Below are 13169 nucleotides of genomic sequence, written 5' to 3'. Positions count from 1 at the left end.
GATTGATAGGTTTTACGACTCAATGGGGACAACATGGAATTGCGCCACCTGAGGTACTTCGTGGCGGTGGCCGAAGAGCTGCACTTCGGTCGCGCTGCCCAGCGTCTGAATCTCTCCCAGCCACCGCTCAGTCAGCAGATCCAGGCCCTGGAAACCGAGCTGGGCACGCGTCTGCTGGAGCGCACCAACCGACGCGTCGCCCTCACCGAGGCCGGCCGGCTGTTTCTCGACGAAGCCCGGCAGATCCTCCTTGCCAGCGAGCGCGCCGCCGAACGGGTCCGCCGTGCCGGCCGTGGCGAGACCGGGCAGTTGCAGGTGGGCTTCAGCGCCTCCTCGCCCTTCGTCGCCACCATCCCCAAGACCCTGTTCGCCTATCGCCGCGCCTATCCCGAGGTGCGCCTGCAACTGCAGGAGATGAGCAGCCGTGAACAGATCGACGCCATGCTCGCCGGCAACCTGCAGATCGGCCTGATCCGCCCCATCGAACTGCCGGACTCGCTCGTCGCGGTCGAACTCTTTCGCGAACCCCTGGTGGTCGCCCTGCGCCACGACCATCCGCTGGCCCGGCAAGGCAGCGGGCCGCTGCCCCTGGCCGCCCTCGCCGAGGAACCCTTCGTCTACTTCCCGCGGAGCTTCGGCACCGGCCTCTACCAACAGCTCCACACCCTCGCCGCCCGCGCCGGCTTCACCCCGCGCATCGTCCAGGAGGCCAGCGAAGTCCTCATCATCCTCGGCCTGGTCGCCGCCGGCCTCGGCGTCACCGTGCTACCCGCCACCTATCAGCGCACCCAGATGGAGGGGCTGGTGTATCGGGAACTGGACGATCCCGAGGCGACTTCGGCGGTGTGGTTGCTGAGACGCCGGGATGAGGTGTCGCCGCAGGCGGAGGCGTTTGTGGAGTTGTTAACGTCTACAACTATGTTGCCGTTAGACCTTGTTGGACTTCCTTAGCTACTAGTTTTAATTGTCATCTTTTTGTAATGATTTTTTATCGAGGTAGGCCAGCAGTTCTACTCCCTTTTGTGTTATTGAGAACCGCCGCCACATGACGCCCGCAACTTTTTCATTCACCATTAGTCCGTGGATTTGAAGCTTAGGGGCGACATTGTAGTAGAGGAATGACATGGCTGCTCCGCCATTGGCTTTGTTTGTTACTCCGGTAATGAATGACTCTTTTTGCGATTTGAAAATTTCGAGTAATGTTGTTTTTCTTTCTTGTCCATCTTCAGTAAGGTTTTCAGGTATTTTTACCTCAATAGCTTTCAGTATTTCTAAAGTCTCTTCGAGTGTGCTAGATGTGCTTGTTTTTGCAGGTTTGCTAATTTTTGCCTCTGCATTTGATAGTTTTTGTCTTAAGCTGTTATTTTCATCTGTTAGTCGGGATATTTCATCTACCAAAGATTGAGAATCAACTATTTCATCAGAAGAAACCCATCCTTTTAATTCTCTGTTCGCTGAAAAATCAGAAAGACTTTCATAAACGCAAAGCCTGATATCTTTCTCGTCAGTAAAGAAGGAGGAAATATTTGAAAGAACCTTTTCCCTGAATAGTTTTAGTTGTTTTTGGTTGTCTTTTTCAAGAACGCTGCTTCCATGGGTCTTGACACGCTCTTCAAGTGCTTTTTCATTTATTACAACTGAAAATAAAGGTTTTTCCTGCTCAAGGGCGTAATCATATTCGAGTTCTGTATAACTTACCCCGGTGGTCGGCTCAACGCTCCCATATCTTCCGCCTAAAATTAGCATGTATACATCTGATTCATTTATCCAGCGACGTATAGTATCCATTTGTGATTGGTCGCCTGATGTGAATAGCTCCATGCCGGCAGGGATGTGACCTGCCTTTAGGATTGCACTGACAGCAGCTTGACGATCAATTTTTAAATCCTCATAAGTAGAGGATACGAATACTTGTAGTTTCTTTTTCATTTGATCTTCCCTGGTTATTTATTGTTTAGCTTGGATTGTATCTTTTTGGAAAAAATAGACTGTTTCTGATACGTCATCACCAACCGATCAATCGCCCTCGTCATCGCCACATACAGCAACCGCGCCTCGTCCGCTTCCGGCTCGCCTTGCTTGGGCATTTCGCCTAACCCCGGAATCAGTACTAGCCCAAATTCCAGCCCCTTGCTGGAGTGCATGCTGACGATCTTCAGGCTGTCCTCGGCGTCGTAGAGCTGGGCGCGGCCCTTGTTGCTGGCGCCGGAACGGTAGGGGATGGCGACCTTCTTGAGTTCGTATTCGGCCTGGTAGGCCTGGCTGGTGCTGCGATAGAGGATGGCCATGTCGCTGAGCTGGCGGCCGTTTGCCTGTTCGTCGCGGATGCGGGCGATGAGCAGGTCCCATTCCTCGCGGTCGCTGCCGCACTGGATGAGTTCGGGGAAGGGACCGCGGCGGCCGGCGCTTTCCGGGGCGATCAGGGGCACGCCGTCTTCGCTGGCGTCACGGCTGGTCAGCAGTTCGGTAGCGAAGGCACGGGCGACAGCGAGGATCTCCACCGTGTTGCGGTAGTTGAGCTTGAGGATGGTGGTGCGGCCCTGGGCCTGGATGCCGACGCTGGCGAAGCTGAAGTCCAGCGCCTTCTTGCCGCCCTTGCCGCGGTAGATGGCCTGGGCGTCGTCATAGAGCACCAGCAGGGACTGGGTGCTGGGGTCGACCATCTGCACCACCAGCTGGAACCATTCAGGGGCGAAGTCGTGGCCTTCGTCGATCAGCACGGCGCTGTACTGGCCGCGGGGGATCTGGCCGCGGTCGACGCCCTCGATGGTGCGCAGCACGTACTGCTCCATCTTTGCCGCTACCGGCAGGCGGTGGTCCGGCTTGTCCACCTGGTAGGCGGTGAGTATCTCGGCGCACCAGGCGTGGAAGTTCTGCACCACCACCCGTTCGCCCAGGCCCTTCTGTTCGATCACCTGGCGCAGTCGCCCGGCCAGGGACTTGTTGTAGCAGAGCACCAGGATGGGTTTGACCGAGACCTTGGCCAGGTGAACGCAGCGATAGCCGAGGATCATGGTCTTGCCACTGCCGGCGGCGCCGTGGATGACGCGATGGCCGTCACCCAGGGAGCGCGCCAGCTGTTCCTGCTGCAGGTCCATGACCTTGATCAGGCTGGGCAGCGGCGCCTCGGCAGCGTCGAACAGGCCGAATTGGCCGGGCTGGCTGTTGACCCGCACCTCGGGGTAGAGGTGATAACGCACCCGGTCAATCTGCGGCAGGGTGAGGGCGCAGGGGAAGACGTGGGGGAACATGTCCCAGAGGCGTTGCTGGAAGGCTTCGGGGTCGGCGGACTCGGTCATTTCGTCCTGGAACAGCATGCGCTGGGGATCGAGGACGTCGGCCAGGTCGGTCTGCTCGAACTGGCAGCGGGTGATGCCGGTGAGCACCACGCCCCAGCCCCAGGGCATGATCAGCTGGCCCGGATGGGGCGAGCCGGCGCTCTGGCGCAGCAGCGGGTCCTTTTTCAGCAGCAGGTCGACTTCGAGGATGTAGGAGCGGGCTTGCAGCAGGGGATTGGCCACGGTCTTGAGGCCGTCCTGGGTATGCAGCCGCACCTTGCCCGGGGTGACGGATTCCAGGGTGGCGAGCTTCCAGTCCTTGACCTCCAGCACCAGGATGCCGCGACGCGGATGCAGTACGACGAAATCCGGATAGCGCGCCTTGGGGCCGACCGGGACGTTGCTCCAGCAGAGGTAGTCGTCTTCGAGCAGTTTTTCCAAGCGTTCGGCGAAGTGACGTTCACCGGGGGTATCGAACTGGCACTGGCTGCGAGCGGGGAAGAAGCGGGCCATCGGTCATCCATCCGTGGTGTGGGGCAGGGCGGATAAACCGTGATCTGTCGCACAAAAGTCCTTTCGTCATACGTTAGTCAGGCAGGTGCGGCGGGTAAAGCGTGAGACGGGTGTTGCCGGGCGATTGGCCGAGTTGGCCGACCGATGGTGGCTGGCAGGTGGCCGGTATTGAGTTGTTTTAGGGTGGGTATAGCGGTTGTCCGGGGTTTGATTTGCCCTCGCCCCGGCCCTCTCCCTGGGGGAGAGGGGGTGTTTGGGTGAGGTGCGGTGCCTTGGGGTGTTGGGCTTCGACGATGGAGCTGTCTCAGCCCAACCTACGGGGTGTGGTTTGCCCTCACCCCGGCCCTCTCCCGGGGAAGAGGAGGCGTTTGGATGAGGTGCGGTGCCTTGGGGTGTTGGGCTTCGACGATGGAGCTGTCTCAGCCCAACCTACGAGGTCTGGTTTGCCTCACCCCGGCCCTCTCCCTGGGGGAGAGGGGGCGTTTGGGTGGAGTTGGGGTACCTTGGGGTGTTGGGCTTCGACGGTGGAGCTGTCTCTGCCCAACCTACGGGTTTCGTAGGTTGGGCAGAGCGGAGCGAAGCCCAACAATCAGGGCCCTGCTCAGTAGTAACTGCGCATCACCGCGATTCCCGCTTCCAGCACGCCTTGCCATTCCTGGCGCAGCGCGGGAGAGAAGTCAGGATCGTGCTGGGTCAGGGTGGCGAGCAGGCAGTCGACCCAGAGGTCGTAGAATTCGGGGCCGATGTCCAGCCGTGCGCGGCAATGGCTTTCGCCAAGCTGACGCAGCTTGGTGGTAGGCATGCCGCGGGCCACCAGGACCAGGTTCATGATGCCGTGGCGCAACAGCAGCTTCTGCGCGGCCATGTCGGTATGGGCGAACTTCTCCCTTACCCGGGGCGAGCTGGCCAGGAAGCGCTGGTAGAAATCATCGAAGAAGGCGGGGCTGGCGCAGCAGCGTCCGTAGCTCAGCATCACGTTCTGGGCCGGCAGCATGCGAATTCCTGGGTGGGCACGAAACGGCGCAGCCTGCCCGAGCGCTGCTGAGGACGTCTTGATCCCGATCAAGGGGGACGGCGCGCGACTCTCTGAAACATTTTGAACCAACTCACACTGCGGCTTCTCTACCTTAAGCGCAGCGGTCGCCGAGAAACCCCTACTCCAGAGGGCCTGGCCCGTCAGTGCGCACCTATCGTCCCCCTGGAGAACCCCATGAGTCAGACCCCTCTGCTAATCGGCTTCGTCATCATGTCGCTCGCCTCCCTGGCCATCTATGCCAAGGGTGCGCACCGCGGTCCGCTGCGCGGTCATACCCTGGTCCACGCCGCCGTGCCCTTCATCGCCGCCACGGCCTATCTGGCCATGTACCTGGGGGTCGGCAATCTGATCAAGCCGGATGGCAGCATCACCTACGTCGCCCGCTACCTGGACTGGACCTTCACCACGCCGTTGCTGCTGGCCGGGGTGGTGAGTTCGGCCTATCTGGGCGCCCGTGAACAGGAAGGCCAGGCGGGTTTTGTGGCTTCCATCGTCACCCTCGACGTGGTAATGATCGTGACCGGTCTGGTGGCCTCTCTGGCACCGTACGGCACCATCAAGTGGGTGTTCTTCGCCTGGTCCTGCGCGGCCTTTGTCGGGGTGCTCTATCTGCTGTGGAAGCCGCTGGCGGCCTTAGCCGGCCAGCATGCCGCGATCGGCGCGGCCTATCGCAAGAATGTCGGCTTCCTCAGCGTGCTCTGGCTGATCTATCCGGTGGTTTTCGCCGTGGGGCCGGAGGGCGTCTGGGCGGTGAGCGATGCCGCCACGGTCTGGGTCTTCCTGATCCTCGACGTGCTGGCCAAGGTGGTCTATGCCTTCACCTCCGAGCGCAATCTGCGCGCGGCCCTGGCGCGGACCGGCGTCTAAAGATGCAGGAGACCGGGCGAGGCTGGCTGGCGCTGGTACTGACCGCTGGGCTCGCTAGCCTGGCGGGCGGGGCCGGGCAACTGGCCTACGCCCTGGTGGTAGGCCTGGGTCTGGGCCTGCTGCATGGCGCCAGTGATCTGCGTCTGGTTGCACCCGGGCGGCGCCTCGCCTTTCTCGGCTGCTATCTGGCGACGGCCCTGGCCTGTCTGCTCTGCTGGCAATGGGCAGGCACGGCGGCGCTGCTGCTGTTCCTGTTGCTCTCGGCCTGGCATTTCGCCCATGAAGACGAGCTGTTTCCCAATCGGCTGACCTCGCTGGCCTTGGGGCTGTTCATCCTTGGCGGTCCGGCGCTGGTGCACGAAGCCGCCGTCGCCCGGTTGCTGGGCCTGGCAATGGGTCCGACTGCTTCTCTGGCCCTCGCAGACTGGCTGGCCCGCGTGCTCTCCCTGGGTGGGCTGCTGGCACTGCCGGTACTGTTGCTGGCCGCCTGGCAGCAACGTTGCCCCAGGTTGGCGGTGACGCTGCTGGCCGTGGTGCTAGCGCCGCCGCTGGTGGGGTTCGCCCTGGGCTTCTATCTGCTGCACGCCGCGCCCCAAACCGGGGCGCGACAACGTTTGTTGGGGGCGCCCACCTTCAAGACCTATCTGCGTCTGACGTGGCCGATCCTGCTGGGCGCTGCGCTGTTTACCCTGGCCGGTGGCCTGGTGTTCCTGCTGCAGGAGCGTACCGGCATCCGCGCCCTGTTCGCCGTGCTGGCGGCCTTCGCCGTACCGCACATGCTGGTGCTGCCGCGTTTTCTCGACGCCAGCGTCGAAGCCGCGCCGCGCTCAGGACCGCAGGTGGTTGAGCGGTAGTTCGGTACTGGCCAGGATCTGGTTGAGCACGAAGCTCGACCGCACGCTGGAAACGCCCTCGATGCGCGTCAGGGTGCCCAGCAGCAGCTGCTGGTAGTGCTCCATGTCGGGCACCACCACCTTGAGCTGGTAATCCGCATCCATGCCGGTGACCAGGCAGCACTCCAGCACCTCAGGACACTGGGCGATGATGGCCTGGAAGTTCTCGAAGCGCTCGGGGGTGTGTCTGTCCATGCCGATGAGGACGAAGGCGGTCAGCGACAGGCCGAGTTTCTTGCGATCCAGCAGGGCGACCTGACGGGTGATGTAGCCGCTGTCTTCCAGTTGCTTGACCCGTCGCGAGCAGGGGGAGGGCGATAGCCCGATGCGTTCGGCCAGTTCCTGATTGGACAGGCGCGCGTCGCGCTGCAGTTCTGCCAAGATTTTCAGATCGAAGCGATCGAGTTTGTCCATTTTGCATGCCTTGCGCTATCGGGTTGCGTCCAATCCTAGGTTTATAGCCATGAATTGCGCAAGAGGCAGGAAAGAGTGCGCATAACGCAAACCTCTGCCGGCGGCAGGGGCGTAAGCTGAACTCAACTTCGATAGCCCGGTAGAGCTGTCCAACGAAGGCGCCCCAGGAGGGCCTTTCGCATCGCCAACGACGGTATCCCGTCCGCCGCGCCCGGGCCCGCCCAGGTCACCATTCCTGGTCGATCGCAGCCACCGTCACGAGCGGTGCGAGAGGACAACGAATTCAAGGGGAGGCCGCAAGGTCTCCCCTTTTCTTTTGCGTGGGATTTGGGGGGCGGGGAGGGCGTCTGGGGAAGGTTGGGTAAGGGGGAAGAGCATCGCGGCCATGGGCCGCTCCTACAGCGGTATATGCCTGTAGGAGCGGCCGCGAGCAATCCGTGAAACTCACGCCTGCCCAGGCGGCTGCTTGTCCACGGTCAGGGGGGCGTCGCTGGCGAGGAACTCCCTGGCCTCTTCTTCGCTGGCTACCGAGGGTGGCGAGCCGCGTAGGGGTTGGCCGGCGGTTTCGCGCACGGTCAGCATGGTCAGGATGCCGATCACCGCTGCAGCCATCAGGTAGTAGGCCGGCACCAGGGGGTCGCCGGTCTTTTCCACCAGCCAGGCGGTGACCAACGGAGTGGTGCCACCAAACAGCGATACCGAGATGTTGAAGGCGATGGACAGGGCGCTGTAGCGGATCGGCGTGTAGAACAGCGCCGGCAGGGTGGACGGCATGGTGCTGGTAAAGCAGGCCAGGGCCATGCCCAGCAGCATCAGGCCGAGGAAGATCAGCCAGTCGTGGCCGCTGCCGATCAGCTTGAGGCAGGGAATCGCCAGGACCAGGATCGCCACGCACGCACCGATGATCATCGGCTTGCGCCCCAACCGGTCGCTGAAGAAACCGCCCAGGATGTTGAGCGGCATCATCACCACCATGACGATGAGGATCAGCAGCAGACCCTTGGTCTCGGCGTAGCCCATGGTCACCGCCAGATAGCTGGGCATGTAGGTCAGCAGCATGTAGTCGGTGACGTTGAACACCAGCACCAGGCCGACGCACTTGAGCAGGGCGACCCGATGCAGGGTGAACAGCTCGCGCAGACTGTGCGCCGGACCGTCCGCGGCCTTGCCTTCGTTGGCCTCGGTGTGGGCCTTGAACGCCGGAGTCTCTTCCAGCTTCAGGCGCATGTAGAGGCCGAGCAGGCCGAGGGGACCGGCGATGAAGAAGGGCACGCGCCAGCCCCAGTCGAGCAACTGTTCCTGGGTCAGGGCCGCGGTGAGCGCCGTGACCGTTCCCGCGCCGGCGATATAGCCGGCCAGGGTGCCGAATTCCAGCCAGCTGCCCATGCGTCCGCGGGTCTTGTCGGTGGCGTATTCGGCGATGAAGGTCGCCGCGCCGCCGTATTCACCCCCGGTGGAGAAGCCTTGCACCACGCGCGCCAGCAACAGCAGGGCCGGTGCCCAGATGCCGATGCTCTCGTAGCTGGGAATCAGGCCGATGCTGAAGGTGCCCAGGGCCATCATGATCATGGTCAGGGCCAGCACCTTCTGGCGACCGTACTTGTCGCCCAGGGGGCCGAACACCATGCCGCCGAGGGGGCGGACCAGAAAGGCCACGGTAAAGGTGGCGAAGGTGGCGATCAGCTGGGCGGCGGCATCGCCGTCGGGAAAGAAGACCTTGCCAAGGGTCACGGCCAGGTAGCCATAGACGCCGAAATCGAACCACTCCATGGCATTGCCAAGGGCGGCGGCGCCGACGGCGCGCTTGACCAGGGAATTGTCGACGATGGTGAGGTCGTCCGGCTTTACCTCATGGCGACGCTTGAACCAGCCAACGTGATGATGGTGTTTCGACATGTGTTTTCCTCCTTGCGTGGGGCCATAGACCCAAGCGGACCGCTGTAAGTGCGATTCCTGTGCGGTTGAAACTTGCCGAACACGCCTGGAGTCGACCCTTTATCGGTAAAAACTCTTGGAGGTTCCATGCAATATCGTCCGCTCGGCCACTCCGGCCTGCTGGTTTCCCAACTCGCCCTCGGCACCCTGCAGGTGGGTGGTCGCGATGGATTCGAGAAGTGCGGGGGCATCGACCTGCGCACCCTGCGGCGGCTGTTCGACATCGCCTTCGACGCCGGGGTGAATCTGGTGGATACCGCCGATCTGTATTCCTACGGCCTGGCCGAGGAACTCGTCGGCCAGGCCCTGGGCGACAAGCGCGACGGCATCCTGCTGGCGTCCAAGGGGCGGAGCGCCATGAGCGACGACCCCAACGACAGCGGCGCTTCGCGCTATCACCTGATCCGCGCCTGCGAGAGCAGCCTGCGCCGGCTGGGCACCGATCACCTGGATCTCTACCAGCTGCACAACTGGGACGGGGTCACCCCCATCGAAGAGACGCTGGAGGCCATGACCCACCTGGTGCAAAGCGGCAAGGTGCGCTACTTCGGCACCAGCAACTACACCGGCTGGCAGATGATGAAGACCCTCGGCAAGGCTGAGCTGCACGGCTTCATCAAGCCGGTCAGCCAGCAGATCTATTACACCCCGGAATCCCGCGAGGCGGAGTACGAACTGTTGCCGCTGGCCCTCGACCAGGAGGTCGGCACCCTGGTCTGGGGCCCCATGGGCGAAGGTCTGCTGACCGGCTCGACCCGCCGCGGCAAGCCTGCGCCGCAGGGGACGCGCCAGGGCAGCGATTGGCCCGAGCCCTATGTACACGATCCCGAACGCGCCCTGGACATCATCGAGACCCTGGCCGCGGTGGGCGATGCCCATGGCGTCTCGGTAGCCCAGGTCTGCCTGGCCTGGCTCAGGGATCGCCCGGGCATCACCAGCCTGATCGTCGGTGCCCGCAGCGAGGCCCAGCTGCACGACAACCTGGCGGCCATGGAGCTGGCGCTGACGGCAGAGGAGTTCGCCCGGATCGAGGCGGCGACCCGTCGCGAGCCGCTGTATCCCTATTGGCACCGCATCGTCGCCGGGATGGATCGACTGGATCCGGCCGAGCAGCCGTTCCTGGCCGAGCAGCGCAAGACCCTAGAACAGCGCCGCGACAAATAGGGCGAGCGGCTAACGGCCGGGCTGGGGGAGGGTCCAAGCCTTGGGGTACTCTGGGCCATCCCCTCGTGGAGCCGTGCGATGAAATCGCCTGCCGTGCTGTTCGCGCTTGTCTTCTCCGGCGTTTCGCTCTGGAGCATCGCGCCCGCCTGGGCCGATAACAACTATCGCCTGGGCGGCGTCTATGTGAATCCGCCGCCGGGCGCCCAGCCGCCACCCGTCATTCCCCCAGGCAATGCTGGGCGCTGGCAGGGCCGCGGTCAGGGTGACTGGAATGGCGGCTCGCCCGGACGCGGCAATGGTCCAGCCCTGGAGCGCTGGGAGCGCAACGATCCACCAGCACCGCGACCAGGCTATCAGCCGGCCTGGCAAGACCGCCCCGTCCCGCTGCCGCGTCCAGGCTACATGATGCCGGCGCCTGACCAGCCCGGTCGGAATTATCCGTCGCCACCACCCCCACGACCGGAGCGGGACCCGCATTGGTCCGGCCCGCGCCCTGGCTGGGGCGCCAATCCCCAGTGGCGACCCGGTTTCGAGGTGCCGGGCGTACCGGCCGGTTTCACCCGCGTCTGGTATCGGGACAGTGAGTATTACTATGCCGACGGCTACTGGTATCGGCCCCAGGGGCCGCGCTATGTGGTGACCCTGCCGCCGACCGGGGTACGCGTCAGCGTCTTGCCGGCCTTTGCCGAAACGCTGTGGATGGGCGGCACCACCTACTATTTCGCCGCGGGCAGCTATTACCGCACCGATCCGGGCGGCGGCTTCGTCACTGTCGCCGATCCCAACGTCGCTGCAGTACCGACCACGATGGCAGCGCCTGCCGGGACCGGCTACGATGCCTATGACGTCACTGCCTATCCCTTGCAGGGCCAGCCGCCCGAACGCTACGCCACGGATCGCTACGATTGCCGCCGCTACGCCGCTGGCGAGTCGGGCTTCGATCCCGAGCGACCCGGTGCGGTCGGCGATCCCTACCTGACCCAGCGCTTCCGCCAGGCCCTGGCCGCCTGCCTGGCGGGGCGTGGGTATCGGGTGGAGTAGCGCTCAGTCGTTGGTCAGCTGCACCAGGGTGAACAGCCCAAAGGGCGGCACGCTGCTGCGACTGGCGCGGCGCAGGTCTTCGCGGGAAAGGATGGAGTCCATGGCGAAGTCAGGGTGCCAGCCCAGCTTGCGCGAGGCCGGTGCCAGGGTCTTTTCCGCCAGCAGGCGCAGGCCGCTCTCGGCCTGGAAGTGATTGACCAGCAAGAGGTGGCCGCCCGGCTTCACCACGCGCCGCATCTCCTGCATCAGCTTGCGCGGATTGGGCACCACGGAGGCTACGAACATGGCCACGGCGATATCGAAAGAGCCGGTGGGCAGGCCGGTTTCCTCGGCATTGGCTTCGAGCAGCGCCTCCACCGTGGTGATCTCGTCGCGCGCGACCCGGTCCCGCGCCTTGGCCAGCATGTCCGGCGAGAGATCGATCCCGGTGACGCGCTTGTCGGCGCCATAGTGCGGCAGGGCGAGACCAGTTCCTACCCCGACCTCCAGCACCCGGGTACCCGCCAGGGCATTGACCGCCGCCACCGCCCGCTTGCGACCGGGCGCAGAGACGCCACCAAACACTCGATCATAGACATTGGCCCAGCGCCGGTAGGCGGAAATGATGGCGGCATTGTCCAGCGCGGAGTGCGGTGCGGACGTGTCGGCGGTATCTAGCGAATAATCGATTTTCTTCGAGTCGTGCATAGCGGCCTTGTCATTGTCGGTAGATGAAAGCAGGGGCGTTACGGAGCTAACTCAGAGCGGTGTCCGATGGTGGAAAGTACATGCCAATGAGCGAAGCGTAAGCAGCTTCGTTATCGCTCGTGTTTTTTTGTAATGGGGTTTGCCACCTGTCTCCTATTCGCAGCAGAACACCCCTAGATCATTTGGATGCTTGATATGGATCTCATCAGGCAAGTGATCTTCTTGTTTTAAAACAATTTATAGGTACTTGGCTAGTTTGTATTCATTTGGTCTTCCCTGAATGAGAAGCTGATTCTTTTATGGATTTTTTTTGTTCATTCAATGAATTTAAAGCTTAATTGTTTTTTGTTCGTTCAAATAAAAGGCTGTATTGGCGAAGATAGAGAGTGCCTACCGCTTTTTATCGATGTCAGAGCAGCCGTTCGAGCCTTGGCTACCGAGGGACAGCAAAGAAGGCTCGACGGCTGGTGTAAGGACGCCTTTGGTCGCATACGAAGCCAGGGATTGCTCATTGTCATATTTTGGTAATAGACAGCTTAATAGGCTAAGCAGAGCAGGCCTGAAAGCGCTAGGCTAGAGCGCTCGAGAACGCGAGGCAGAGACGTTAGCTGGCACATTGATAGCGGGCTATGCTTATGGCCTGTGGGCGTGCCTTTCGTCGGTGTAAGTCGCCGGATACGGCGTGTCCGGTTCGTCCCGGTCGTCCCGTCCTTACGTCCGAATGTCTCTCCATTGCTGATTTTCAGCCGTCTTAAAGGCAGCATTGCCTGGGTGTCCGGAATTGACAAGGCAGATGTGGCGTGAAGAAGGCCGCAGGCTTCACTCTTACAGAATTGCTGATAGTCGTAGGCTTGATCGCTATCCTTGCTGCGATAGCGGTACCTGGTTTCAGCTCGTTGATCCGCTCCAACAGAGTCGTCGGCGCTGCCGAAGAGCTACAGAATGTTCTGACTTATGCCCGCAGTGAGGCGATGGCTCGCGGCGTCAACGTAGGTGTCACTGAATCGCCCCTGGTTTCGTAGACACCTCCAAGCCTCATAATGAGGCCCAAATAGGAGGTGCCATGAGTCGTCAGCGTTACCCCGAAGAATTCAAGATCGAAGCGGTCAAGCAAGTGACCGAGAAAGGCAATCCTGTCGCCGATGTTGCCCAGCGCCTGGGCATGTCTGTTCACAGCCTCTACGCCTGGATCAAGCTCTACAGCAAACCCCAAGAGCAGCGTCAGCAAGACGATGAGCAGCAAGCCGAACTGCGCAAGCTTCGCGCAGAACTCAAGCGCGTGACTGAAGAGCGAGACATCTTAAAAAAGGCCGCCGCGTACTTTGCCAAGGAGTGCAACTG

The 13169-nt window shown here is 62.0% G+C and carries 12 protein-coding genes and 1 pseudogene; 7 read left to right on the top strand and 6 right to left on the bottom strand.

The window, feature by feature from the left end; translation table 11 throughout:
* The first annotated feature begins 33 nt into the window (after positions 1 to 33).
* Positions 34 to 951: a LysR substrate-binding domain-containing protein gene (locus tag BMZ43_RS24510; protein ID WP_093257464.1), complete on the top strand. Its 918-nt coding sequence runs from the start codon at positions 34 to 36 to the stop codon at positions 949 to 951.
* Between the two features lie 9 nt (positions 952 to 960).
* Here BMZ43_RS24510 and BMZ43_RS24505 read toward each other — a convergent pair whose 3' ends face one another.
* From BMZ43_RS24505 to BMZ43_RS24495, 3 genes are all read right to left on the bottom strand, one after another.
* Positions 961 to 1929, bottom strand: coding sequence for a DUF4062 domain-containing protein (locus BMZ43_RS24505; protein ID WP_093257462.1), 969 nt, complete (start codon positions 1927 to 1929; stop codon positions 961 to 963).
* A 14-nt stretch (positions 1930 to 1943) separates the two neighbouring features.
* Complete coding sequence (locus BMZ43_RS24500; protein ID WP_093257460.1) at positions 1944 to 3791, bottom strand: 3'-5' exonuclease; 1848 nt, start codon at positions 3789 to 3791, stop codon at positions 1944 to 1946.
* A gap of 601 nt (positions 3792 to 4392) precedes the next feature.
* Positions 4393 to 4785: a globin domain-containing protein gene (locus BMZ43_RS24495; protein WP_093257457.1), complete on the bottom strand. Its 393-nt coding sequence runs from the start codon at positions 4783 to 4785 to the stop codon at positions 4393 to 4395.
* Positions 4786 to 5001: 216 nt separating this feature from the next.
* Here BMZ43_RS24495 and BMZ43_RS24490 point away from each other — a divergent pair, with 216 nt between their 5' ends.
* A complete protein-coding gene (locus BMZ43_RS24490) occupies positions 5002 to 5694 on the top strand; it encodes a bacteriorhodopsin (RefSeq protein WP_093257454.1) in 693 nt (230 codons plus the stop codon).
* A gap of 2 nt (positions 5695 to 5696) precedes the next feature.
* Positions 5697 to 6548, top strand: a complete 852-nt coding sequence (locus tag BMZ43_RS24485) for a beta-carotene 15,15'-dioxygenase, Brp/Blh family (protein ID WP_093257451.1) — start codon at positions 5697 to 5699, stop codon at positions 6546 to 6548.
* Here the strand turns inward: BMZ43_RS24485 and BMZ43_RS24480 are convergent.
* Positions 6522 to 7001: an Lrp/AsnC family transcriptional regulator gene (locus tag BMZ43_RS24480; RefSeq protein ID WP_017642712.1), complete on the bottom strand. Its 480-nt coding sequence runs from the start codon at positions 6999 to 7001 to the stop codon at positions 6522 to 6524. The genes BMZ43_RS24485 and BMZ43_RS24480 overlap by 27 nt on opposite strands.
* A gap of 444 nt (positions 7002 to 7445) precedes the next feature.
* On the bottom strand, positions 7446 to 8897 hold the full coding sequence (gene proP / locus BMZ43_RS24475) for a glycine betaine/L-proline transporter ProP (protein WP_017642711.1): 1452 nt from the start codon (positions 8895 to 8897) through the stop codon (positions 7446 to 7448).
* A gap of 126 nt (positions 8898 to 9023) precedes the next feature.
* On the opposite strand from proP, the gene BMZ43_RS24470 reads away from it, so the two are divergent.
* Positions 9024 to 10100, top strand: a complete 1077-nt coding sequence (locus BMZ43_RS24470) for an aldo/keto reductase (protein ID WP_093257448.1) — start codon at positions 9024 to 9026, stop codon at positions 10098 to 10100.
* Between the two features lie 78 nt (positions 10101 to 10178).
* On the top strand, positions 10179 to 11141 hold the full coding sequence (locus BMZ43_RS24465) for a DUF6515 family protein (RefSeq protein WP_093257446.1): 963 nt from the start codon (positions 10179 to 10181) through the stop codon (positions 11139 to 11141).
* Between the two features lie 3 nt (positions 11142 to 11144).
* Here BMZ43_RS24465 and BMZ43_RS24460 read toward each other — a convergent pair whose 3' ends face one another.
* On the bottom strand, positions 11145 to 11828 hold the full coding sequence (locus BMZ43_RS24460) for a class I SAM-dependent methyltransferase (protein ID WP_093257443.1): 684 nt from the start codon (positions 11826 to 11828) through the stop codon (positions 11145 to 11147).
* 800 nt (positions 11829 to 12628) lie between these two features.
* Here BMZ43_RS24460 and BMZ43_RS24455 point away from each other — a divergent pair.
* Together BMZ43_RS24455 and BMZ43_RS27015 are read left to right on the top strand one after the other, a co-directional pair.
* Positions 12629 to 12850 carry a pilus assembly FimT family protein gene (locus BMZ43_RS24455; protein WP_093257440.1) on the top strand — a complete coding sequence of 74 codons (222 nt, stop codon included), beginning with the start codon at positions 12629 to 12631 and terminating at the stop codon, positions 12848 to 12850.
* A 41-nt stretch (positions 12851 to 12891) separates the two neighbouring features.
* Positions 12892 to 13169: pseudogene (locus BMZ43_RS27015) on the top strand (transposase); the annotation flags it as partial.

Source organism: Pseudomonas sp. Snoq117.2 (assembly GCF_900110545.1).
GTDB lineage: Bacteria > Pseudomonadota > Gammaproteobacteria > Pseudomonadales > Pseudomonadaceae > Chryseomonas > Chryseomonas benzopyrenica.
The sequence above is the reverse complement of the archived record's forward strand: the minus strand, read 5'-3'. Positions and strand labels throughout refer to the sequence as shown.

What these genes read in the sequence shown, in the direction of transcription:
- BMZ43_RS24510 (WP_093257464.1), top strand. Translation starts at nt 34, where the DNA reads ATGGAATTGCGCCACCTGAGGTACTTCGTGGCGGTGGCCGAAGAGCTG.
- BMZ43_RS24505 (WP_093257462.1), bottom strand. Translation starts at nt 1,929, where the DNA reads ATGAAAAAGAAACTACAAGTATTCGTATCCTCTACTTATGAGGATTTA.
- BMZ43_RS24500 (WP_093257460.1), bottom strand. Translation starts at nt 3,791, where the DNA reads ATGGCCCGCTTCTTCCCCGCTCGCAGCCAGTGCCAGTTCGATACCCCC.
- BMZ43_RS24495 (WP_093257457.1), bottom strand. Translation starts at nt 4,785, where the DNA reads ATGCTGCCGGCCCAGAACGTGATGCTGAGCTACGGACGCTGCTGCGCC.
- BMZ43_RS24490 (WP_093257454.1), top strand. Translation starts at nt 5,002, where the DNA reads ATGAGTCAGACCCCTCTGCTAATCGGCTTCGTCATCATGTCGCTCGCC.
- BMZ43_RS24485 (WP_093257451.1), top strand. Translation starts at nt 5,697, where the DNA reads ATGCAGGAGACCGGGCGAGGCTGGCTGGCGCTGGTACTGACCGCTGGG.
- BMZ43_RS24480 (WP_017642712.1), bottom strand. Translation starts at nt 7,001, where the DNA reads ATGGACAAACTCGATCGCTTCGATCTGAAAATCTTGGCAGAACTGCAG.
- proP (WP_017642711.1), bottom strand. Translation starts at nt 8,897, where the DNA reads ATGTCGAAACACCATCATCACGTTGGCTGGTTCAAGCGTCGCCATGAG.
- BMZ43_RS24470 (WP_093257448.1), top strand. Translation starts at nt 9,024, where the DNA reads ATGCAATATCGTCCGCTCGGCCACTCCGGCCTGCTGGTTTCCCAACTC.
- BMZ43_RS24465 (WP_093257446.1), top strand. Translation starts at nt 10,179, where the DNA reads ATGAAATCGCCTGCCGTGCTGTTCGCGCTTGTCTTCTCCGGCGTTTCG.
- BMZ43_RS24460 (WP_093257443.1), bottom strand. Translation starts at nt 11,828, where the DNA reads ATGCACGACTCGAAGAAAATCGATTATTCGCTAGATACCGCCGACACG.